At 45.6% G+C, this 21838-nt stretch carries 19 protein-coding genes and 9 tRNA genes; 20 read left to right on the forward strand and 8 right to left on the reverse strand.

Annotated elements, in window-relative coordinates; all coding sequences use genetic code 11:
• Nucleotides 1-44: 44 nt before the first annotated feature.
• The 10 genes from mltC (at nucleotide 45) to AC55NX_RS09490 (ending at nucleotide 2614) form a co-directional block, all read left to right on the forward strand.
• Complete coding sequence (gene mltC, locus AC55NX_RS09445) at nucleotides 45-1244, forward strand: membrane-bound lytic murein transglycosylase MltC (RefSeq protein WP_496995503.1); 1200 nt, start codon at nucleotides 45-47, stop codon at nucleotides 1242-1244.
• Between the two features lie 134 nt (nucleotides 1245-1378).
• A tRNA-Phe gene (locus AC55NX_RS09450) sits at nucleotides 1379-1454 on the forward strand.
• 70 nt (nucleotides 1455-1524) lie between these two features.
• Nucleotides 1525-1600 (forward strand) — tRNA-Thr (locus AC55NX_RS09455).
• Nucleotides 1601-1610: 10 nt separating this feature from the next.
• Nucleotides 1611-1686: transfer RNA gene (locus AC55NX_RS09460), tRNA-Phe, on the forward strand.
• Nucleotides 1687-1691: 5 nt separating this feature from the next.
• Nucleotides 1692-1767, forward strand: a tRNA-Asn gene (locus AC55NX_RS09465).
• A gap of 359 nt (nucleotides 1768-2126) precedes the next feature.
• Nucleotides 2127-2202 (forward strand) — tRNA-Phe (locus tag AC55NX_RS09470).
• A gap of 25 nt (nucleotides 2203-2227) precedes the next feature.
• Nucleotides 2228-2303, forward strand: a tRNA-Thr gene (locus tag AC55NX_RS09475).
• Between the two features lie 36 nt (nucleotides 2304-2339).
• Nucleotides 2340-2415: transfer RNA gene (locus tag AC55NX_RS09480), tRNA-Asn, on the forward strand.
• Nucleotides 2416-2426: 11 nt separating this feature from the next.
• Nucleotides 2427-2502 (forward strand) — tRNA-Thr (locus AC55NX_RS09485).
• Between the two features lie 36 nt (nucleotides 2503-2538).
• Nucleotides 2539-2614, forward strand: a tRNA-Asn gene (locus AC55NX_RS09490).
• A gap of 70 nt (nucleotides 2615-2684) precedes the next feature.
• On the opposite strand, the gene djlA is transcribed toward AC55NX_RS09490, so the two are convergent.
• A complete protein-coding gene (djlA, locus tag AC55NX_RS09495) occupies nucleotides 2685-3539 on the reverse strand; it encodes a co-chaperone DjlA (protein ID WP_496995504.1) in 855 nt (284 codons plus the stop codon).
• A 146-nt stretch (nucleotides 3540-3685) separates the two neighbouring features.
• Between djlA and lptD the strand changes: the two genes are divergently transcribed.
• The 6 genes from lptD (at nucleotide 3686) to apaH (ending at nucleotide 10613) form a co-directional block, all read left to right on the forward strand.
• Nucleotides 3686-6001, forward strand: coding sequence for an LPS assembly protein LptD (lptD, locus tag AC55NX_RS09500; RefSeq protein WP_496995505.1), 2316 nt, complete (start codon nucleotides 3686-3688; stop codon nucleotides 5999-6001).
• A 132-nt stretch (nucleotides 6002-6133) separates the two neighbouring features.
• Nucleotides 6134-7426, forward strand: coding sequence for a peptidylprolyl isomerase SurA (gene surA, locus AC55NX_RS09505; RefSeq protein ID WP_496995506.1), 1293 nt, complete (start codon nucleotides 6134-6136; stop codon nucleotides 7424-7426).
• Nucleotides 7416-8408, forward strand: a complete 993-nt coding sequence (gene pdxA, locus AC55NX_RS09510) for a 4-hydroxythreonine-4-phosphate dehydrogenase PdxA (RefSeq protein WP_496995507.1) — start codon at nucleotides 7416-7418, stop codon at nucleotides 8406-8408. Before surA ends, pdxA begins: the two co-directional genes overlap by 11 nt.
• 9 nt (nucleotides 8409-8417) lie before the next feature.
• Nucleotides 8418-9221: a 16S rRNA (adenine(1518)-N(6)/adenine(1519)-N(6))-dimethyltransferase RsmA gene (rsmA, locus tag AC55NX_RS09515; RefSeq protein ID WP_496995582.1), complete on the forward strand. Its 804-nt coding sequence runs from the start codon at nucleotides 8418-8420 to the stop codon at nucleotides 9219-9221.
• Between the two features lie 53 nt (nucleotides 9222-9274).
• Entirely contained in the window at nucleotides 9275-9655 is a 381-nt protein-coding gene (gene apaG / locus AC55NX_RS09520) for a Co2+/Mg2+ efflux facilitator ApaG/CorD (protein WP_496995508.1), read from the forward strand.
• A gap of 136 nt (nucleotides 9656-9791) precedes the next feature.
• On the forward strand, nucleotides 9792-10613 hold the full coding sequence (gene apaH / locus AC55NX_RS09525) for a bis(5'-nucleosyl)-tetraphosphatase (symmetrical) ApaH (RefSeq protein ID WP_496995509.1): 822 nt from the start codon (nucleotides 9792-9794) through the stop codon (nucleotides 10611-10613).
• Nucleotides 10614-10633: 20 nt separating this feature from the next.
• On the opposite strand, the gene folA is transcribed toward apaH, so the two are convergent.
• From folA to rplU, 6 genes are all read right to left on the reverse strand, one after another.
• Nucleotides 10634-11125, reverse strand: a complete 492-nt coding sequence (gene folA, locus AC55NX_RS09530) for a type 3 dihydrofolate reductase (protein ID WP_496995510.1) — start codon at nucleotides 11123-11125, stop codon at nucleotides 10634-10636.
• Between the two features lie 64 nt (nucleotides 11126-11189).
• Nucleotides 11190-11660, reverse strand: a complete 471-nt coding sequence (locus AC55NX_RS09535) for a threonine/serine exporter family protein (protein ID WP_496995583.1) — start codon at nucleotides 11658-11660, stop codon at nucleotides 11190-11192.
• Between the two features lie 14 nt (nucleotides 11661-11674).
• Nucleotides 11675-12436 carry a threonine/serine exporter family protein gene (locus AC55NX_RS09540; RefSeq protein ID WP_496995511.1) on the reverse strand — a complete coding sequence of 254 codons (762 nt, stop codon included), beginning with the start codon at nucleotides 12434-12436 and terminating at the stop codon, nucleotides 11675-11677.
• Between the two features lie 135 nt (nucleotides 12437-12571).
• Entirely contained in the window at nucleotides 12572-13744 is a 1173-nt protein-coding gene (gene cgtA, locus AC55NX_RS09545; protein ID WP_496995512.1) for an Obg family GTPase CgtA, read from the reverse strand.
• Nucleotides 13745-14043: 299 nt separating this feature from the next.
• Complete coding sequence (gene rpmA, locus AC55NX_RS09550; RefSeq protein WP_021019784.1) at nucleotides 14044-14301, reverse strand: 50S ribosomal protein L27; 258 nt, start codon at nucleotides 14299-14301, stop codon at nucleotides 14044-14046.
• A 16-nt stretch (nucleotides 14302-14317) separates the two neighbouring features.
• Nucleotides 14318-14629 carry a 50S ribosomal protein L21 gene (gene rplU, locus AC55NX_RS09555; RefSeq protein WP_496995513.1) on the reverse strand — a complete coding sequence of 104 codons (312 nt, stop codon included), beginning with the start codon at nucleotides 14627-14629 and terminating at the stop codon, nucleotides 14318-14320.
• A gap of 270 nt (nucleotides 14630-14899) precedes the next feature.
• On the opposite strand from rplU, the gene ispB reads away from it, so the two are divergent.
• The gene (gene ispB / locus AC55NX_RS09560; protein ID WP_496995514.1) at nucleotides 14900-15871 is read left to right on the forward strand and encodes an octaprenyl diphosphate synthase; all 972 of its coding nucleotides are present in this window, start codon (nucleotides 14900-14902) and stop codon (nucleotides 15869-15871) included.
• An 84-nt stretch (nucleotides 15872-15955) separates the two neighbouring features.
• On the opposite strand, the gene mdh is transcribed toward ispB, so the two are convergent.
• Nucleotides 15956-16891, reverse strand: coding sequence for a malate dehydrogenase (gene mdh / locus AC55NX_RS09565; protein ID WP_496995515.1), 936 nt, complete (start codon nucleotides 16889-16891; stop codon nucleotides 15956-15958).
• A gap of 388 nt (nucleotides 16892-17279) precedes the next feature.
• On the opposite strand from mdh, the gene argR reads away from it, so the two are divergent.
• The 3 genes from argR (at nucleotide 17280) to AC55NX_RS09580 (ending at nucleotide 21800) form a co-directional block, all read left to right on the forward strand.
• Nucleotides 17280-17750: a transcriptional regulator ArgR gene (gene argR, locus AC55NX_RS09570; protein WP_059123289.1), complete on the forward strand. Its 471-nt coding sequence runs from the start codon at nucleotides 17280-17282 to the stop codon at nucleotides 17748-17750.
• 337 nt (nucleotides 17751-18087) lie between these two features.
• A complete protein-coding gene (locus AC55NX_RS09575; protein WP_496995516.1) occupies nucleotides 18088-19059 on the forward strand; it encodes a TAXI family TRAP transporter solute-binding subunit in 972 nt (323 codons plus the stop codon).
• A gap of 188 nt (nucleotides 19060-19247) precedes the next feature.
• Entirely contained in the window at nucleotides 19248-21800 is a 2553-nt protein-coding gene (locus AC55NX_RS09580; RefSeq protein ID WP_496995517.1) for a TRAP transporter permease, read from the forward strand.
• Nucleotides 21801-21838: the final 38 nt, after the last annotated feature.

Below are 21838 nucleotides of genomic sequence, written 5' to 3' on the forward strand. Positions count from 1 at the left end.
ATTCACAACGATTGTGTGAATATTTTCCTGCACAGGTGCCATTGATGACCAATCTGATTCGACATATTTTTGCGACGCACGATGCTTCTCTCAAGAGGAAAATAACCCGACACCGGGTACTAATCCTTTTCGTTATTCCACTATTAATCAGTGGCTGTAGTCGTGAGTTGATCGAAAAAATATACGATGTGAACTACGAACCGACCAATCGCTTTGCTAAGCATTTAGCTCCCCTTCCCGGCCAGTTTATGAAAGATGCGGCCGCGTTAGATGCCCTCATCAGCAGCTTCACCGGTAAAATAGAACATCGCTGGGGAAGTAAAGAAATTAAAATTGCCGGCAAAACAAACTACGTTAAATATATCGACGACTATCGCAGCCGTGCCGATGTTAATTTCAATCAAGGACAAATTACTGTCGAGACTGTCGCGACGACCGAACCGTTGGAACATCTGAAAAAAGCGATCGTCACCACCCTTCTGACACCGGATGATCCCAAACACGTCGATCTGTTCTCATCCGAGAAAATCGTCCTCAAAGGGAAACCGTTTCTGTATCAACAAGTGGTCGATCAAGATAACAAGGCCATTCAGTGGAGCTGGCGAGCCAATCGATTCGCGGATTATCTGATTAAAAATAAGTTACAAGTCAAACAGGTCGATTTCAAAAAGTCTTACTATGTTGAAATTCCGATGGTGGAAGATCAAGTTGAAATTCGCGGCTACAAGTATGCCGATATTATCCGCCGGGCTTCCCGAAAATACGGTATTCCGGAAGATTTGATTTACGCAATCATCAAGACCGAGAGCAGTTTCAATCCTTACGCGGTGAGCTGGGCAAACGCTTATGGATTAATGCAAGTCGTGCCGAAAACCGCAGGAAAGGATGTCTTTCAACGCATCAAAAAGCGTTCAGGACAACCCTCTCCTGAATATCTGTTTAACCCGGAGAATAATATTGATACCGGAACCGCCTATTTCTATATCTTAAAGCATGACTATTTGAATTCGGTCGCCAATTCACAGTCTCTCGAATACAGTATGATTTCTGCATATAACGGTGGTGCCGGCGGTGTACTCCGAACGTTCAGCAGCAATAAAAAGACGGCATTGAGTAAAATCAACCGTCTACAACCAAACCAAGTTTATTGGGCGCTGACCAAAAAACATCCGAACGCAGAGTCCCGCCGCTATCTGGAAAAAGTGACGCATTACAAAGAGATGTTTAATTCGGGACAGCTATAAATGAATCTTGGGTGGGTAAACCGTCTGCATTGTGAACGACAAGGTCAAAAATCATGCAAACGGTCACTTTTTTCATAGAAACATGAAAAACTAGTTGACGATTGGCGTGTAAATCCGTTTAATAGCGCTCCGTTGCCCGGATAGCTCAGTCGGTAGAGCAGGGGATTGAAAATCCCCGTGTCGGTGGTTCGATTCCGCCTCCGGGCACCATAATTGATTGAATTTGGTGCCTTATATCGTAAAGACCGGATTCAATAAAAGCATTGAGAATAAATATCGTGCCGGCTTAGCTCAGTAGGTAGAGCAACTGACTTGTAATCAGTAGGTCGCCAGTTCGACTCCGGCAGCCGGCACCATTTATTCCATGCCTCGATAGCTCAGTCGGTAGAGCAGGGGATTGAAAATCCCCGTGTCGGTGGTTCGATTCCGCCTCGAGGCACCATCTTTTCCCCCTTAGTTCAGTTGGTAGAACGGCGGACTGTTAATCCGTATGTCGCAGGTTCGAGTCCCGCAGGGGGAGCCATTTTCGAGAAGCCACAGCAGATGCTGTGGCTTTTTTCGTTGTCTTCATCATGCGGTTTATCCGCATGATGCTTTACAGTTGCCCCCTGCCCTTCTCTGTCACTTTCACATCACCGGAAAAACCAGCTATTCTCTTCCCAAGCGTCGTGAGCAAATCTAAGCAACCGTTATCGCCCTGCGATTGTGGTTTTACGCTACAACGACAAGCTCGTTTGCTCCATTTTTATCCCATTATCTCCTGATAAAATAGGGCTTTAAGCCTGTATTTCTGGGGGACTTGGGTATAAAAGCAACAAACGATACTTTTTTTGCATTTTATTGTTGACCTTGTCTGAGAAAAACTTTTTAATACACCCCGTTGCCCGGATAGCTCAGTCGGTAGAGCAGGGGATTGAAAATCCCCGTGTCGGTGGTTCGATTCCGCCTCCGGGCACCACCAATTTATTTGAAAATGATCCAGCGCCGACTTAGCTCAGTAGGTAGAGCAACTGACTTGTAATCAGTAGGTCGCCAGTTCGATTCCGGCAGTCGGCACCATCATTTTCATCAGACAGCGATGTCTTAAAGGTTTATTCCCCCTTAGTTCAGTTGGTAGAACGGCGGACTGTTAATCCGTATGTCGCAGGTTCGAGTCCCGCAGGGGGAGCCATATTTTATATCGCCGGCTTAGCTCAGTAGGTAGAGCAACTGACTTGTAATCAGTAGGTCGCCAGTTCGACTCCGGCAGCCGGCACCATATTTTGTAGTAGACAGTGATGTCTTAAAAGTTTATTCCCCCTTAGTTCAGTTGGTAGAACGGCGGACTGTTAATCCGTATGTCGCAGGTTCGAGTCCCGCAGGGGGAGCCACTTTCAAAAAAGCCACAGCATTTTTGCTGTGGCTTTTTTGTTTTGATGCTGATCTCAAACTGAAGTCAGCTTAAAAACCTTTGGCTTTCTTAATCAGCTCATAAGCCTGCTGAATTTCTTGAGATTTTTCTTTCGCCATAGTCATCATCTCCGGCGGCAGACCTTTCGCCATCAGTTTATCGGGATGATGTTCATTCATCAGTTTCCGGTATGCTCTTTTTACCGTTTTCGCGTCAGCCGTTTCATCGACACCCAATACATGATAGGCATCGTTCAGATGATTCGTGCTATAGGCTTGGCTGAAACCACTGCCCTGTCGATTGTCTTGGTAGCTTTCTTGCCCGGAATGAGCATGACGTTGAAAGCGAAAAGCCGCTTCTTGCATTCTCAATCGTTGTTCAAGCTGCGCTGTGGAAAATTCCAGCCCTCTGGCAATTTTATGCAAAACATCACGCTCACTCGGGTGGAGATCGCCATCAGCAAAGGCTGCAGAAATCTGTAATTCCAGAAAAAATTGAATTAAGTCACGTCGTCCGCCGGTTGAGCGCATCACCTGTTCAAGCACGTCTTCCAAAGGAAAACCAGACTCTTTCCCTTCACGAAACGCTTCTTGTGCCGAGCGTTGCTGCGCGTCGTTGAGATTCATCCGATCCATCATGATCGTTGCCAAACGAATCTCTTCTTTCGTCACCTTGCCTTTGGCCTTGGCAACATGACCCATCACTGAGAAAGCGGCACGAAAGAACTCCTCCTGACGCTCTTCTTGAGATGCACCACCATTCCCCCCTACCGAGAATGGTGAATTTTGATACTGTCTTCGGGCTTTATCAAACTGATGCCCAAGAAAAAGCCCGAAAATGGCCCCGATAGGACCACCCAGCAATAAACCAAAAAAAGTACCCAAAATTTTGCCGAAAATATGCATTATTGACTCTCATTCAATGAATTTTTTACGAGTTGCGCAGTCTACTAGTGCTGTATGATTGAATTTCCATTATGATTAGAGACATTTTTAGTTCAACTGATGCTGATCATCCGAATCAACTCAATTTAACAGGATAACACAACTAGATGTCAGACTTTCCTCGTTCGTTGCTAGCTGCTTCGATCTGTGCAGCACTTTTTATCCCATATAGTTATGCAGAAACCACTCCGCAAAGCAATACGGTCACCATCGGTCAGTGCCGCGCCGGAGACATCGAACCAACCAACCAGAATGAGCAACCCATAAATGTTGAAGCGGATAAACTCGAAGCAGTCAATGGCGATAAAGCAACATACGCCGGTAATGTTGTCGTAGTTCAGGGAAAAAAACGGATAACTGCCGATACCGTCACCCTACATCAGAAAGATAACATTGTGGTCGCACAGGGGAATGTCAAGTTCGATGATGGTGAAGTTCAAGCTGTCTCTGAGCGAGCAACCAATAACCTCAATACCGACCAGCTGACTCTGGAAAATACTAATTATCATTTTCTCTGCCAGCCCGGTCGCGGAGATGCGGTTTATGTCGCCAAAACAGGTCAGGCAATGTATGAAATAGAAGATGGTTCGATCACGTCCTGTCCTGACGGCGATAACGCTTGGCGTTTAAAAGCGTCCAGTATTTCGATTGACCAGAATGAAGAAACCGCAACATTTTACAATCCCCGAATGGAAGTGTTGGGCGTTCCCCTACTCTATTTACCACTACTGAGTGTGCCGATCGGAGACACGCGGAAAACCGGATTTCTTTACCCGACATTTTCTTTCGGTTCAAAAGACGGATTTCAACTGAATGTCCCGATCTACTGGAACCTTGCCCCCAACTATGATTTGCAGACTGATCTGAAATACATGGAAAACCGGGGCACACAACTGAACAGTCATTTTCGCTATTTGAATGCCTTCGGAAACGGCGATATTACTTATGAATATCTGCCGGATGATAAAAAATATCCGGAAGAAGACGACCGCTGGGGATTCCAGCTCACGCATTACGGTATTTATGATAAATCTTGGGCGCTAGCAATCAATTACGCCGAAGTCAGTGACATCGATTATTTTTCAGATCTAGGTTCAGAAATCGGGACCCGACAAGATGGTCAGTTAACCCAAGAAGCGAGTGTCAGTTACCGTTCGAACAACTGGGATCTTTCTCTGCTTACGCGGGATTTTCAGATCCTGACGACAACAGGTAACCAACCGTACAAATTAATGCCTCAGGTTGCATTTAACTATTACGCCCCAGAGCTGATGCGTTATCTTGATTTTGACTTGGTTAGCCATGTATCCAGATTCGATACCGATGAAAATGACTCCCCTTCAGCAACCCGTGTTCATATTGAACCGGGCATCAAGATTCCGCTCGGGGCCACTTGGGGAACCTGGACAACAGAGGCGAGATTACTTTCAACCTATTATCAACAAGACTTAGACGGGGTTGATGCCTCAAAGGGCTATAAAGAAAATGTGTCCAGAGATATTCCTGAATTTCGCTCGAATGTCGGCCTGATCCTTGAACGGAATACCGTCGTATTAGATGGTTATACCCAAACACTGGAACCTCAGGTGCAATATCTTTATATTCCCAAGAGAGATCAGAGCGACATAGCCCGTTACGATACGACCCTGTTACAGACCGACTACTATGGCCTGTTCAGGAGCCGTAAATACAGTAGCGTTGACTTTATCGCCCCGGCTAACCAAATTAGCTATGGGGCAGCCTCACGCTTTTTCGATGATCAATATAAAGAACGCTTAAATATCGCTTTTGGGCAGATATTCTATTTGGATAAAGGTCTGAAAGATAACTTTAATCGTTCAACAACCGACGAAAACTCAGATTATTCAGCCTGGGCTGTAGAAATGGATTTCAACTATGACGACACGTTGTTCTATCATGGGGGTATCCAATATGACGTTGACACGTCTCGTGTACAGTTGTCTAACAGCACCCTTGAGTACCGTCATGATAAAGGCTTTATTCAGACCAACTACCGTTATGTCACCCAAGAATATATTGAGGATACCGTCGGTGACACACTGGACGTCAACTCTCTGACCAAAGATGGCATTTCACAACTTGGTGTCGTTGCACAATACAATATTAGTCCGAAATGGCAAACGAAAGCACTCTACTATTATGATCTCACCACAGACAACCCATTAGAGTGGCAGGCTAACCTGACTTATATTTCTGACTGCTGGTTTATCGGCCTGACGTACAGCCGGGAACTGGATAAATGGACGCCGTCGTTCCAACAATATCCTGATGCCGAAGCGGTGTATGAAAACAACCTGAGTGTCAATATCGGGATTATTGGTCTGGGAACAAATATGACGCATAGCAATGAATTAACGTCGAGTGCAATTGGTTATGGGCGCCCCTTCATGCTAAATAACTAATGGTATACATCAAAAGCAATCGTGTGGAAAGCCGCCGAGCTCATGCGTTGCTTTGATATCGGTGTTTGTAAATCATTTATATTTTTGAACAACAAGCGGCATATGCAATATGCCCAATCAATAGGATTTTCGATGAAACTGTGGCAATACTTTCTAATCACAATCATCAGCCTTTATAGTCTGAACATTCGTGCAACGCCGGTCGAACTGGATCGTATGGCCGTGATTGTCAATAACAGTACGATTTTAACCAGTGATATAGCAACGGAGATGAATCTGTTTAAAGCGAATGCAGCGCGTCACCATCAAACACTTCCACCGGACAATGTCATCCGTGCACAGGTTGTCGATAAACTCATTGCAGACACTCTGCAAAAGCAGGAAGCTGATCGTATCGGGGTAAAAATTGATGATAATCGTTTAAATCAGGCGATTGAAGAGATTGCCAAACAAAATGACCAAACGGTACAGGAACTGAGAAAATCAATTGAACAGGCTGGCGTCAGCTACGAGACTTTCAGAGAAAAAATCCGTGATGAGATAGCCATCTCAGAAGCACGTAATGCACTCGTGCGCCGTAGAATTAATATTTTACCGGCAGAAGTAGACTCGCTGGCTGAGATCCTCAATCAAGAAACTGATACCTCCGTTCAGTACAAAATCAGCCATATCCAGCTCCGCATCGATAGTGACAATGATAAATCTAAAATCGAAGCACTGGCAAAATCGTTAGTTCGCCGACTCGCCAAAGGTGAAAGTTTCAGAACATTGGCACTCACCTATTCAAAAGGCCCCAAAGCGCTGGAAGGTGGAGACTGGGGCTGGATGAGAAAAGAAGAAATGCCGACCATTTTCGCGGATCAAATCAAGATGCAAAGTAAAGGGACGATTATAGGCCCATTCCGTAGTGGTGTCGGACTCCACATTTTGAAAATTGATGATGTGAAAGGGCTACAAACCGTGTCCGTCACAGAGATCAATGCACGCCATATTCTGCTCAAAACCTCCATTATTTTAAGCGATGCCGGCGCCCAAAAAGAGCTGAACTCATTCATTCAGAAAATTCATAACAAAGAAGCGACTTTTGGCGAACTTGCTGAGCAATACAGTCAGGATCCGGGGTCAGCATCACAACAAGGTGAACTTGGCTATCAGTCACCGGATATTTATGTGCCGGAATTCAAACATCAGATTGAAACCCTGCCGGTAGGCCAGATCAGTAAGCCATTTAAAACCGTTCACGGCTGGCATATTGTTGAAGTTTTGGACCGTCGTCAGGTGGATAAGACCGATGCTGCGCAGAAAAACAAAGCTTATCGAATTCTGTTTAATCGCAAGTTTAATGAAGAATCCAGTACATGGATTCAAGAGCTAAAAGCGAGTGCTTTTATTGAACGGCTCAAGGACGATGGAAATGACAATTAAGCGTATTGTAGTCACCGCCGGAGAACCAGCAGGAATTGGTCCGGATCTTGTGCTGGCACTCTCTCAGGAAGACTGGTCACATCAAATTGTGGTCTGTGCAGATAAATCCCTATTACAACAGCGGGCAGCCTTGCTGGGTCTCAATGTTGCACTCAATGATTATGATCCTGCGCAACCCCCGGCTGCTCAAGAGGCTGGCTCACTGGTCGTAGAACATATCGCGCTGGCAACGCCTGTCACTGCCGGACAGCTCGATGAAACCAATAGTCGCTACGTACTGCAAACATTGGAAAGAGCAACAGAAGGCTGCCTGAGCGGCGAATTTGATGCCGTCGTCACAGGCCCAGTCCATAAAGGAGTGATTAATCGTTCCGGGGTTGCCTTCAGCGGACATACCGAATTTTTTGCCGAAAAATCAAATACCCCGCTTGTGGTGATGATGCTTGCGACAGAAGGGCTTCGGGTTGCTTTGGTGACTACGCATATTCCACTTGCTTATGTTTCCAAAGCCGTTACGACCGAACGTCTCCAAAGCATTATCCGTATCCTTCATCACGACCTGAAAGAAAAGTTTGCGATTGACGACCCACATATTTATGTGTGTGGACTGAATCCTCACGCCGGTGAAGATGGGTGCTTGGGCAATGAAGAGATAGAAACGATCACACCGGCTCTGAACTCATTAAGAGATGAGGAAAATATGCACCTCACCGGGCCTCTGCCGGCCGATACGATATTTCATGACAAGTATCTCGAGCAAGCTGATACAATTTTAGGCATGTACCATGATCAGGTGCTTCCTGTACTAAAATATAAAGGATTCAGCCGCTCGGTCAATATTACACTGGGGCTGCCTTTTATCCGCACTTCGGTTGATCATGGTACAGCCTTGGATCTTGCAGGCACAGGAACCGCCGATACCGGCAGTTTGAAAACGGCTTTGCAACAAGCCATCGAATTAGTAAATAAAAGAACAAAGTAATTGATGATGATGAAAAATGATGTCCACTTAGGGCACAAAGCCCGAAAACGCTTCGGTCAAAACTTCCTCAATGATCCTTATATCATTGATGGTATTGTTACTGCAATTAACCCGAAGCCCGGACAAAATCTGGTTGAAATAGGCCCCGGACTAGGGGCGCTGACAGAGCCAGTCGGAAAAGAAGTCGATAAACTCACTGTCGTCGAACTGGATCGTGATTTGGCCGAACGGCTTAGAAATCATCCTGACTTAAAAGACAAGCTCTCAATTTACGAAGCGGATGCGTTACGTTTTGATTTTAGCCAATTGGTACAATCTCAAAACAAACTGCGAGTGTTTGGTAACCTGCCATACAATATTTCAACGCCCTTGATGTTTCACCTGTTTGAATTTCAAAATCAAATTCAGGATATGCACTTCATGTTGCAAAAAGAGGTTGTCAACCGACTCGCAGCCGGGCCCGGGACCAAAGCCTACGGACGCCTGACGGTGATGACTCAGTACTACTGTAAGGTGATACCGGTACTGGAAGTACCGCCGGAGTCATTTGTCCCGCCGCCAAAAGTGGATTCAGCTGTCGTTCGACTCGTCCCACATCAGGAATTACCTCATCCGACAACCAGTCTCAAATGGCTCGACAGAGTCTGTCGGGAAGGATTTAATCAGCGGCGTAAAACCGTACGTAACTGTTATAAGTCATTACTCGATGTTTCTGTCTTAGAAGAATTAGGTATCAATCCGACTAGTCGTCCGGAGAATCTATCTCTCAGTCAGTTTGTCGCGATGGCAAACTGGCTGGACAGCAATAGCTAGCTGCATGATTGCCGCGGTATAAACCGCGGCACCGCCGAGTAAGGAGATTTTATATGGATATATCCAAGCCATGCATTAAAGTGCAAGTTCATACCAAATATATCCCCGAACAATCACTCCCGGAACAAGACCGATATATTTTTGCGTATGTAATTACGGTAAAGAATCTCAGTCAGGAAACCGTGCAACTGATCGGGCGCAGATGGCTGATTACGGATGCCAATGGGAAACAGATGTCCGTAGAAGGTGATGGTGTCGTCGGAGAACAGCCATTTATCGCATCCAATGACGAATATACCTATACCAGTGGCACTGCCCTCGAAACCCCAGTAGGTGTCATGCAAGGACAGTACATCATGCATGACAGTGAGGGAAAAGAATTTACAGCGGAAATTGATCCTTTCCGCCTCTACATTCCGCATATTCTAAACTAGCTGTTTGTGTTCAGGACGAATTGTTTTAAACGAAAATTGTCTTAAATAAGAATAGTCTTAAACGAATCACTTGAAACAAATAGCTTGAAACGAATCGTTTTAAACGAGTTGCTTTAAACAAAGAGGAGCTATCGAATTGGCGAATTATATTGTTGGCGATCTGCAAGGATGTCTGGACGAACTCGAACTCCTCCTTTCCCAAGTTGACTTCTGCCCTCGGCATGATCAACTGTGGGTTGCCGGTGATCTGGTTGCCAGAGGCCCTAAGTCACTGGAAACGCTCCGCTATATTAAAGCATTGGGAACATCCGCCAAAACCGTATTAGGCAACCATGATCTCCACTTGCTATCGATTGCGCTCGGCATTCATCCGCTGAAAAAGAAAGATCGCACAGCGGCTATTTTTCAGGCACCGGACAGAGATGAGCTTCTCGAATGGTTACGGTTCCAACCCCTCCTGCAAGAACATCCTGAATTTGTCGTCTGCCATGCAGGCATTTCTCCCCAATGGGATCTGCCGACAGCACGGCAAGCCGCTCAGGAAATCGAGTTACTGCTCCAAAGTGAAAAGTGGCCATGGCTCATCGAGCATATGTATTCAAATATGCCCAATCAGTGGCGAGATTCCCTCTCCGGTCTGGAACGCTATCGCTATATCATTAACGCCTTTACCCGCATGCGTTTCTGCACCCCCAGCGGGGCACTGGATATGGACTGTAAGTTACCGCCTTCAGCAGTAGATCCCACCCAACTACGCCCATGGTTTGATCTCCCAAGAGCAAGACCAATAGAGAAACGAATTATTTTCGGTCACTGGGCTGCGTTAGAAGGCTGTGTCAGAAAAGATGTCATCGGACTGGATACCGGTTGTGTCTGGGGCGGGACACTAACGATGATCCGCTGGGAAGATCAGCAACTGTTCAGCCAACCGGCACTGGTTAATTCTCAGGTGGGCTAGTCTCTACCTGAACCAACCGTTCACTCAGCCTGCTTTTGCTCCAGTATCACGAATGACATGTCATAGGCATTTTTTTCATCTTGTGGATACACTTCCCGATAAGTCTCATACCATTCAGCACCGATATCCGGAAAACGGGTGTCCCCGTCAATTTCAGCCTGAATATAGGTGAGATATAACCTTGAAGCCAGCGGTAAACCCGACTGATAAATACTTCCCCCGCCGATTATCATAACCTCATCCACCTCGCCTGCCAGCGTCAATGCATTTTCAAGCGAGTCAGTTACATCGACCCCGTCTGCGTGAAACTGAGGGTTGCGAGTGATGACGATGTTTTGCCGCCCGGGAAGCGCCTTACCAATCGACTCGAAAGTTTTTCTTCCCATGATGATAGGTTTGCCTAGAGTACAACGTTTAAACCAGGCAAAATCTGCAGGTAAATGCCAAGGCATCTGATTTTCTTTACCAATCACCCGGTTATTCGCCATCGCTGCGATCATACTGATTATCATAGAAATACCGCCATCACATCAAAAAATCAGCTGCTATTCTATCGAGATTCGTGCTGCAAGCAATCTAAACGACCGGCTTTCGACGATAAAATAATAAGCCGGGAACCGCCAACCCAACCGCTAAGCCAGCAATAATAAACATCGCCTTCAGAAAATTTTCCATCAACACTGAAAATAGCTCCGGTGTAAAACCGAGATGATTAATTTCCACCATGGCAATCATGGCACGATAAGTAAAGACTCCGGGGACCATCGGAATTAATGCTGCGACGGTAAATACTTTCGGATGGGCCAAAAAACGATGAGACCAGTGAACACCAATCATACCAACCAGTGTTGCGGCAAAAAATGTTCCCCACTCTATCGGCATTCCATATTTCATTAACAAAAAACGGCAGCCGTGACCAATTGCACCACCCAGCGCACAATATTTCAATGCCGGCACGGGAACGTTAAAAACCAGAGCAAAACCAACAGCTGGTATTGACGCAAAAAACATGTCGTTCAACAATCCCAGCAATAACGTCATGATCATATCTATATTCATCATTACCACCCCGAAACACCAGTCACAAACATTGCTGCAATAATCCCTAAACAAGTTGAAAGCGTCAGAAGCGATGCAATCATGAACCGAGCGATCCCTGTATTCGCATACCCCTTCAACATATCAGCAACCGAATTAATCAGCGGGAAGCCCGGTACAAGCATTAACACAGAGCAAGCCATGACTAAAGTCGGGTTATTTCCCCATTGATAACTGACGGCTTGCGCTGAAATCAAAGAAGTCACAAATGCCGTGGCGGCAAAATTAAGCAGCGGGTTGAAGTGTCGATGCGCAATTTCCTGTCTCACGAACATACCAACAGAAGAAGCAACGAAAGTGGCAGCAAAGATACGCCAGTCTCCGCCAGCGAGACGACTAAATGCCGCACAAGATAATCCAATCATCACGAGCACCAACCAACGATTATATCGCTGTGGAGTGATCCGATTTAGTTTTTGTTGCGCAAGCTGATAATCAACAATACCTTTTTCCATCATGATACAAATACGTTGAATATCAGTCACAACCTTCATATTGATGCCACGATCCTGACATCGGCGTGCCGTCGTTATACAATGTGCATGATAAACCGTGGTCACTACCAGTGAATTTGCCGTAAGTGCAACTTCGACTTCATCCATGTCACTGGCAATCCCCATCCGTCTCATGATATCCGCGACTAAGGTGCTCTCTGCTCCATGAGCTAACAGCATCTGCCCCGCCTGAGCAATCAGACGAGAGACTGCTCTCTGTTTCGATGTCATGATTCCCTTCCCAACCTAATCCATTCGTCAATCGCATACGAAACTCAGAGTTTGCCCGAAAAAGATACGTTGGAAAATGATTTAGACAAAAAAAACCGCAATAAAAATCGCGGTTTAAAAAATTAGATGCATTGATTAGTCTCGGACATAGATCACATGACCATCATCATCATCGTCGTCATCCCAATCATCGTCATCCCATTCTTCTGTAATCACATCAGGACTATTCATTGCCGACTGATGATAGTCATCCCACATAAATTCGACTTTTTCTTCTTCAGTCCGTTCTGACGTTTCTTTTGGCAAAGATTCCATAAAGTCAGCCAGCTTCATACAAAGCTCACGCGTCCCCTGTTTATTGATTGCAGAAATCCGGAAATATTCATCTTCCCATTCAAGCTCATCCAATACAGACTGAATAATCTTGTCAGCTTCATCTTCAGGGAGTAGATCAACTTTGTTAAATACCAGCCAACGGGGCTTTTGTGACAACTTGTCATTGTATTGGCTCAATTCATCAACAATGATTCTGGCGTTTTCAGCCGGATCACTTTGATCAACCGGCAACAAATCGATCATATGTAACAATACACGGCATCGCTCAAGATGTTTCAGGAATCGAATCCCCAACCCGGCACCATCAGCAGCACCTTCGATCAATCCGGGAATATCAGCAACGACAAAACTCTTTTCAGAGACAACACTCACGACACCAAGACTAGGAATCAACGTGGTAAACGGATAATCCGCCACTTTCGGTTTTGCAGCCGAAACGGCTCGAATAAATGTCGATTTTCCTGCGTTGGGTAAGCCCAACATGCCAACATCAGCCAACAATAGCAGTTCTAAACGAATTTCCCGGACTTCGCCTTTGGTTCCCATGGTTTTCTGTCTCGGTGCTCGATTGACTGAAGACTTGAACCGGGTATTGCCTAAACCATGCCAGCCGCCTTTGGCAACCATGAGCTTCTTGCCGTGCTCAGCGACTTCACCAATCACTTCATTGGTGTGGATATCGACTGCCCGGGTTCCTACAGGAACACGAAGAACTTTGTCTTTTCCACGTTTTCCCGTACAGTTGCCACCACGTCCATTCTCGCCACGTTCAGCGTCATAGAAGCGCTGAAAGCGGTAATCAATCAGTGTATTCAAGTTTTCATCCGCGAGAATATAAATATCCCCACCGTCACCACCATCGCCACCGTCAGGACCGCCTTTCGTGACGAATTTTTCACGCCAGAAGCTGACAATGCCGTTGCCACCATCACCCGCCTGAACCTTTACGACAGCTTCATCAACGAATTTCATCTTTCACTCCGCACTATTTGCGTTGCAGCATTACCCGGATACTTGCTATAAATTTTAGCAGAGCTTCGGGTAAATCCATTCATAACATTCTTTAAGCGGATCGTCTCCGGATCAAAGCAAACATCACATCTGCTCACCGAAGATCAGAACCGAAGTCGATCACTTTGGTTTCACAATAGAATTCAGCATTTCATCATCAATACCGGAAACTCAACTCGTAAATTCCAAACTGACAGACTTGAAATAAACAAAAAACCCCACCAAATGGCAGGGCTTTTAAATTCATCAGGAAACTAAAATTATTCAGCTTCGATACTAACGAACTTACGGTTTTTAGAACCTTTTACTTCAAATTTCACTTTACCATCAGATAGAGCGAAAAGCGTATGGTCTTTACCGATACCTACGTTAGTTCCAGCATGGAATTTTGTTCCACGTTGGCGAACGATGATGTTACCTGCTAAGACAGACTCACCACCAAAACGTTTTACACCAAGACGTTTACTTTCTGAATCGCGGCCGTTACGAGTAGAACCACCAGCTTTTTTGTGTGCCATTGTTAAACTCTCCTACTTAAGCGTTGATAGCAGTGATTTTCACTTCAGTGAACCACTGGCGATGACCTTGTTGCTTGCGAGAATGCTTACGACGACGGAACTTAACGATTTTTACTTTATCGCCACGACCGTGTTGTACAACTTCTGCAGTTACTTTTCCGCCATCGACAAGGGGCACACCAACAGTGATTTCTTCACCGTTAGCAACCAGAAGAACTTTATCAAATTCAACAGTTGCGCCAGTTTCAACGTCTAATTTTTCTAAACGAAGTGTTTGACCTTCGCTTACTCGGTGTTGTTTACCACCAGACTGGAAAACAGCGTACATATTTTACTCCGCTCTTTCCGCACAGCCATCCTACTATGTGAGTAATTTTGGGTGTGCGCTAAACTAATCATCAATAGGGCGCAGATTCTACGCGAATGCCGTTTTTAAAACAAGCTCTATTTTTAAAAAATTGGCGAAAAACAACTCATAGGGCAAAAGTCTCTCGAGCCTAGCATTATAGCATGTATTCATCCCTGTTTTTTAGTGTATTATGAACGAATTCAAAGAACATTACTTCCTTACAAATATCGAACTTCAGCCGGATTTACAATGGATTTTAAAGCTATCCAAGCGCTCACAGCCGATGATATGGCAAAAGTTAATGAGACAATTCTTGCCCAACTTAATTCTGACGTTTCATTGATCAATCAGCTTGGTTTTTACCTCATCAATAGTGGCGGTAAGCGCCTTCGTCCTCTGCTAGCAGTACTCTCTACCCGCGCCCTGGGATACACCGGTGACGCGCATACTAAAGCGGCTGCGTTTATTGAGTTTATACACACCGCAACATTACTTCACGACGATGTGGTCGATGAATCGGACATGCGACGGGGTAAAGCTACGGCCAATGCGACTTTTGGCAATGCTGCCAGTGTATTGGTTGGTGACTACATTTATACGCGTTCATTCCAAATGATGACGCAACTTGGCTCACTCCGGGTGCTGGAACTCATGAGTCACGCAGTGAATGTGATTGCTGAAGGCGAAGTCCAACAATTGATCAACTGCAACGATCCGGATATCACCGAAGAGAACTACATGCAGGTGATCTATTCCAAAACAGCTCGTTTGTTTGAAGCCGCTACCCAGATCGGCGCTATCCTTAACGACGCCGGTTCAGATATAGAAAAAGCACTTCAAGATTATGGACGTTATCTGGGGACTGCTTTTCAGCTCATTGATGATTTGATGGACTACACATCAGATGGTGACGAAATGGGCAAAAACGTTGGTGATGATCTTGCAGAGGGAAAACCAACGATCCCATTACTTCATGCCATGCGCACCGGAAATCCCGAGCAGGTTCAAATGATTCGGGATGCGATCGAAAAATCAAATGGTATGGAGCACCTTGAAGAGATCCTTGAGATTCTGGAACAGACCGGCTCTCTCACTTACACCCAACAGAAAGCTCAGGAAGAAGCCGACAAAGCCATTCAGGCACTCAGTATTATTCCTGACAACGAATATAAAGACGCGCTGATTTCACTGGCCCATCTCGCCGTTCACCGCACCAAATAGAGCGGTTCAACTATTGTAAAATTCAACGATTGTAAAAAAAGCTGGCTTAGCCAGCTTTTTCATTCTGTTCAATATATCGAATGATTATGATGCGAAATCAACACCAAGCTGAATATCGCCATTCAATGTATCCAACATTCCGTCCAGTGCTTTTTGTTCAAACGAACTCAATTCACCATAACTCAGCACTTCTTCAATGCCATCTTTACCTAATTTGACCGGTTGAGCAAAGAAAGGTGCAAGACCGCCATCGCTTTCAATATAAGCACACTCGATAACATTAGCTTCACCCTGAAGCGCTTTCACAAGCGACAAACCAAAACGGCAAGCAGCCTGCCCCATCGATAATGTTGCACTACCACCACCGGCTTTTGCTTCAACCACTTCAGTCCCTGCGTTTTGAATACGATGTGTTAAAGCAGCAACTTCTTCATCAGAGAAAGTGACATCTTTGACCTGAGAAAGTAAAGGAAGAATAGTCACACCAGAATGCCCACCGATCACAGGCACGTTTACATCCAGCGGATTTTTTCCTTTTAATTCACTGACGAATGTTTCTGAACGGATCACATCCAGCGTCGTGATGCCGAACAATTTACGCTTATTATAAACACCCGCTTTTTTCAGCACTTCAGCAGCGATAGGAACTGTCGTATTGACAGGGTTAGTGATAATCCCGATACATGCTTCAGGGCAAACCACCGCAATTTTTTCAGCAAGTGATTTAACGATCCCGGCATTGACGTTAAACAGATCCGAACGATCCATCCCCGGTTTACGAGCAACCCCCGCAGAAATCAACACCACATCCGCACCTTCAAGGGCTGGTGTTGGATCTTCACCTGAGTAGCCATTGATTGAAACTGGGGTTGGAATGTGGCTGAGATCTTTTGCCACACCGGGTGTCACAGGTGCGATATCGTAAAGGGCAAGATCAGAACCGGTAGGTAGATGATTCTTCAATAACAGAGCAAGGGCTTGACCGATACCGCCAGCGGCACCAATAACAGCGACTTTCATTTGTAATTCTCCTTGAGCGTTCTCTCGATATATTTCTTTTGTAGGGTAATTATGCAACTGGAAAAGCTATAGCAATTACAACTTGATTACAATTGACTCGCGCCAGCTTTGCGAAGTAACGCAAGAACCAGTATGAAGCATTCGCCTGAGCAAGCGTTCCCCACAATATTTTTACCGATAATACAATACGTTATGCTTTATATATCCATTTATACCAAATAACTTACACTGATTCTCTACACTGAAATTTAAATCAGTTGGAGCATTGTGCATAACTATGCGAAAATATTCAAAGGATACATGAGGTCTCTATTCACCTTGTGTAGTGATTTTGATAACCATAAGGCCAATGCCACTCATTGGTGAAAAGGCCTTTGCTAAGTAAATTATGAAAAACGTAGATAAACAAGATCTGTTAGTCCGCTCATTTAAAGCGTTGCTCAAAGAAGAACGTTTCGGCTCTCAAAGCGATATTGTCGAAGCGCTGCGCAGTGAAGGATTTGAGAACATCAACCAATCCAAAGTCTCTAGGATGTTAACAAAATTTGGTGCTGTCCGGACTCGCAACGCCAAAATGGAAATGGTGTACTGTCTTCCGGCTGAATTGGGAGTTCCTACCGTTTCAAGTTCTCTGCGGGAGCTTGTTCTTGATATCGATTATAACCCGGCGTTAGTGGTGATTCACACCGGCCCCGGAGCCGCACAACTCATTGCTCGTTTACTGGACTCACTCGGTAAGTCAGAAGGAATTCTGGGCGTTGTCGCCGGAGACGATACCATTTTCATTACTCCGACCCGTCAAATTTCCGTTGAAGAGTTACACCGTTCTGTGTGCGAACTTTTTGAATATTTCGGATAATTTTTGCAGCATAAAACACTAGTGATAAAAATAACAACTTCTCGCTTATTGAAGTAATTAACGTGATTTACATCACATCTTCAACATCTCTAGTGTTTGATTTTACTCATATTTAAGCTATTGATTCCACTCACCAATTCGATTGTCTTTTGCCAAATATTTCTCTGATATTTTTGTCATATGTATAATTTTCATTAACAATATTTCAATTTTGTGCCAATTTTTTGATATTATCGGCCCACTTTTCGAGTCATTGTGAAAAGTTGCTGTTTCTTCAATAGGAACTCTCTTCAGTCTATATTCACTGAGAGACAACAAGAAAAAGGAAGGAATATTCATGGTATTGAATAAAATTATGAAACTTAGTGCAATTGCAGCTACTGCCATCGGTGCAAGTGCTGCCGTCAATGCGCAAGAATTCATTACGATAGGAACAGGATCGGTCACTGGTGTATATTACCCAACTGGTGGTGCAATCTGTAAACTCGTGAATAAAGATCGCAAGGAACACGATATTCGTTGCTCCGTTGAATCAACTGGTGGATCCATTTATAACGTCAATACAATTCGCTCCGGCGAACTTGATTTTGGTATCGTCCAGTCTGATTGGCAGTATCACGGTTACAACGGGACCAGCAAATTCGCTGAGCAAGGTCCTTACAAAAAACTACGTGCAATGTTCTCTCTTCATACAGAACCATTTAACGTCATTGCCCGTACCGACGCCCACATTAACAATATCAAAGATTTAAAAGGCAAACGTGTCAACATCGGTAACCCCGGTTCCGGTGACCGGGCAACAATGCAAGTTGTCATGGATAGCATGGGGTGGACGAAAGATAGCTTTAAACTCACTTCTGAGTTGAAAGGTTCCGAGCGCTCCCAAGCATTGTGTGATAATAAAATCGATGCGTTTATCTACGTTGTCGGTCATCCGAATGGTTCCATCAAAGAAGCAACCACATCATGTGATGCGAAACTTGTACCTGTAACCGGTCCGGAAATTGATAAGATCGTCTCAGAAAACCCTTACTATACTTATACCGATGTACCCGCCGGTATGTATCGGGGAACCGATCAGGATGTGAAAAGCTTCGGTGTTGCTGCGACACTGGTGACCAGTGCTGATGTCCCTGACAAAGTTGCTTATAACGTAGCCAAAGCTGTGTTTGAAAACTTTGATACCTTCAAGAGACTTCATCCGGCATTTGCTCACCTGAAAAAAGAAGACATGGTGAAAGCGGGAATTTCAATTCCGCTTCATCCGGGTGCAGTCAAATATTACAAAGAAGTTGGCTTGCTCAAATAAGAATCTCCTCAGGCTAACGCTCTGATAAATCATGAGGAGGCCGAACGCCTCCTCATTTTATATTTTGGTATTGCATGAATCACTCATTTTAATTTTCGCAATATCTTTTCTGACTTTCCGTTGGTGTGAAAGTCATGGTGTAACTTCATCATTAGACCATCAATAATTCAATAATAAGGATAACGTACATGACGCAGGCAAATGTGCAGGATATGGTGGCACAGGCAGATACAGGTGCCCGAAATCCCAAGGGCCTTGCAGGCCGGATTCTCTGGGTTGTTCCGGTCTGTTGGTCATTATTCCAACTTTGGTATGCTTCCCCGCTACCATTCATTTTTGATTTTGCCGTTCTCAACGACACACAGGCTCGTTCAATTCATTTGATGTTTGCAATCTTCCTTGCATTCACCGCATATCCGGCCATGAAGAACTCTTCCCGGGATCACATTCCCCTGATTGACTGGATACTGGCATTACTCGGTAGCTTCTCCGCCGCTTATATTTATCTGTTTTATGAAGCACTAGCCGGACGCTCAGGGGCCCCGACAACCGTTGACGTTGTTGTCTCAGTAATCGGTATGGTGTTACTTCTTGAAGCCACACGCCGGGCTTTAGGTCCGCCGTTGATGATGGTGGCAATGGTATTTCTCGCATATACCTTTGCCGGACCGTATATGCCGGATGTGATTGCGCACAAAGGCGCAAGTTTAAATAAAGCGATGTCTCATCTCTGGCTCACCACCGAAGGGGTCTTCGGGGTTGCTTTGGGTGTTTCAACCTCATTTGTATTTTTGTTTGTGTTGTTCGGTGCGATGCTCGAAAGAGCCGGTGCCGGTGCTTACTTCATTAAAGTCGCTTTCTCGTTACTGGGACACATGCGGGGCGGTCCGGCCAAAGCTGCGGTTGTTGCTTCCGGATTATCTGGATTGGTCTCCGGCTCTTCGATTGCGAACGTCGTAACCACAGGAACATTTACCATCCCGTTGATGAAGCGTGTCGGTTTTCCCGGCACCAAAGCCGGAGCCGTAGAAGTTGCCGCATCAACCAATGGTCAGTTGACACCACCGATCATGGGTGCAGCCGCTTTCCTGATGGTCGAGTATGTCGGTATTTCTTATGTGGAAGTGATCAAAGCCGCTGCACTGCCTGCTATCATCTCTTATATCGCGCTGATTTATATTGTCCATCTCGAAGCCTGTAAAGCTGGCATGGAAGGACTGCCGCGGCGGAAAACCGTCACCCTGCTTCAGAGTGTGCTGTCTTTTACCGGCACAATTCTGGCACTCGGTGCTATCAGTGCCATCGTCTATTACGGTATCGGCTGGACAAAAGCAGCCTTTGGTTCGGCAGCAACGCCTATCGTCACCTTGGTGCTACTCTCATCCTATGTCGGTTTGGTCAAAATATCCTCCCGCTATGCCGGGCAAACCATGGATATTGATGAGGACTTACGTGAAGTTCCGGATCCGGGCCCGACGCTGAAATCAGGTCTGCACTTCCTGCTGCCGATCGTGGTACTGGTCTGGTGTTTGACCGTTGAACGTTTTTCTCCGGGGCTATCAGCATTCTGGGCAACCGTGTTTATGATCTTCATTCTGTTGACCCAACGCCCATTAATGGCTTTCATGAATCAATCCGGTGATATTGCTGCCCAAGCAAAAGTCGGCTTGAATGATTTCTTTGAAAGTCTGGCATCCGGCGCGCGTAATATGATTGGTATCGGTGTTGCGACGGCAGCCGCCGGGACAGTGGTCGGCGTGGTCACCTTAACCGGGATCGGACTGGTGATGACCGACTTTGTCGAGTTCATCTCCGGTGGCAGCGTGATCATGATGTTGATCTTTACCGCAGTGATCAGTCTGATACTGGGGATGGGGCTGCCGACTACGGCAAACTATATTGTGGTCTCTACCCTCATGGCACCGGTCATCGTGACGCTCGGAGCACAACACGGTCTGATCATTCCTTTGATCGCGGTGCACCTGTTCGTGTTCTATTTCGGTATTCTGGCTGACGATACACCGCCGGTAGGGCTGGCTGCATTTGCCGCATCCGCGATTGCCAAATCGGATCCGATCCGCACCGGTATTCAGGGCTTTACCTATGATATTCGGACCGCCATCTTACCGTTCATGTTTGTATTCAATACCCAGCTGTTACTGATTGGTATCGATACTTGGTGGCATTTAATGCTGACCATTTTCTCCGCCATTGTCGCAATGCTGCTGTTTTCTGCTGCAACGCAGGGATGGTGGTTTACCAAGAATAAGTGGTGGGAAACGGTGTTACTCCTTGCTCTGACCTTTACATTCTTCCGACCCGGGTTCTGGTGGGACATGATCTATCCGGAGCATCAACTGTATCCGGGACCTGATATCTATCAGGTCACGGAGAAGCTTCATCCCGGAGAAGCATTGGAGCTGGTTGTCTCTGGTGACAAAATGAATGGTGAACATGTGACGAAAACGGTTCGGCTGCCATTCGATGAGCGCGCCAAAACAGCCGAAGAGAGAGTCAGTTCGATGGGCTTGATGCTGACCCAGCAAGGACAAGATATGATGGTCGATATGGTCGAATTCGGTAGCCCGGCAGAAGCCTCCGGCATTGACTTTGACTGGAAAATTGACTCAATCATCGTCGAATCTGAGCGACCAATGAAAGAGTGGGTATTTATTCCGGCATTATTCCTCACGTTATTATTGATCTGGAATCAAAAACGCCGCATAAGATTATCAAAATAGATGCCATATCAATATGCCTGACTCCGGTCAGGCATATA

It is taken from the genome of Vibrio rubrogenes (assembly GCF_059641415.1).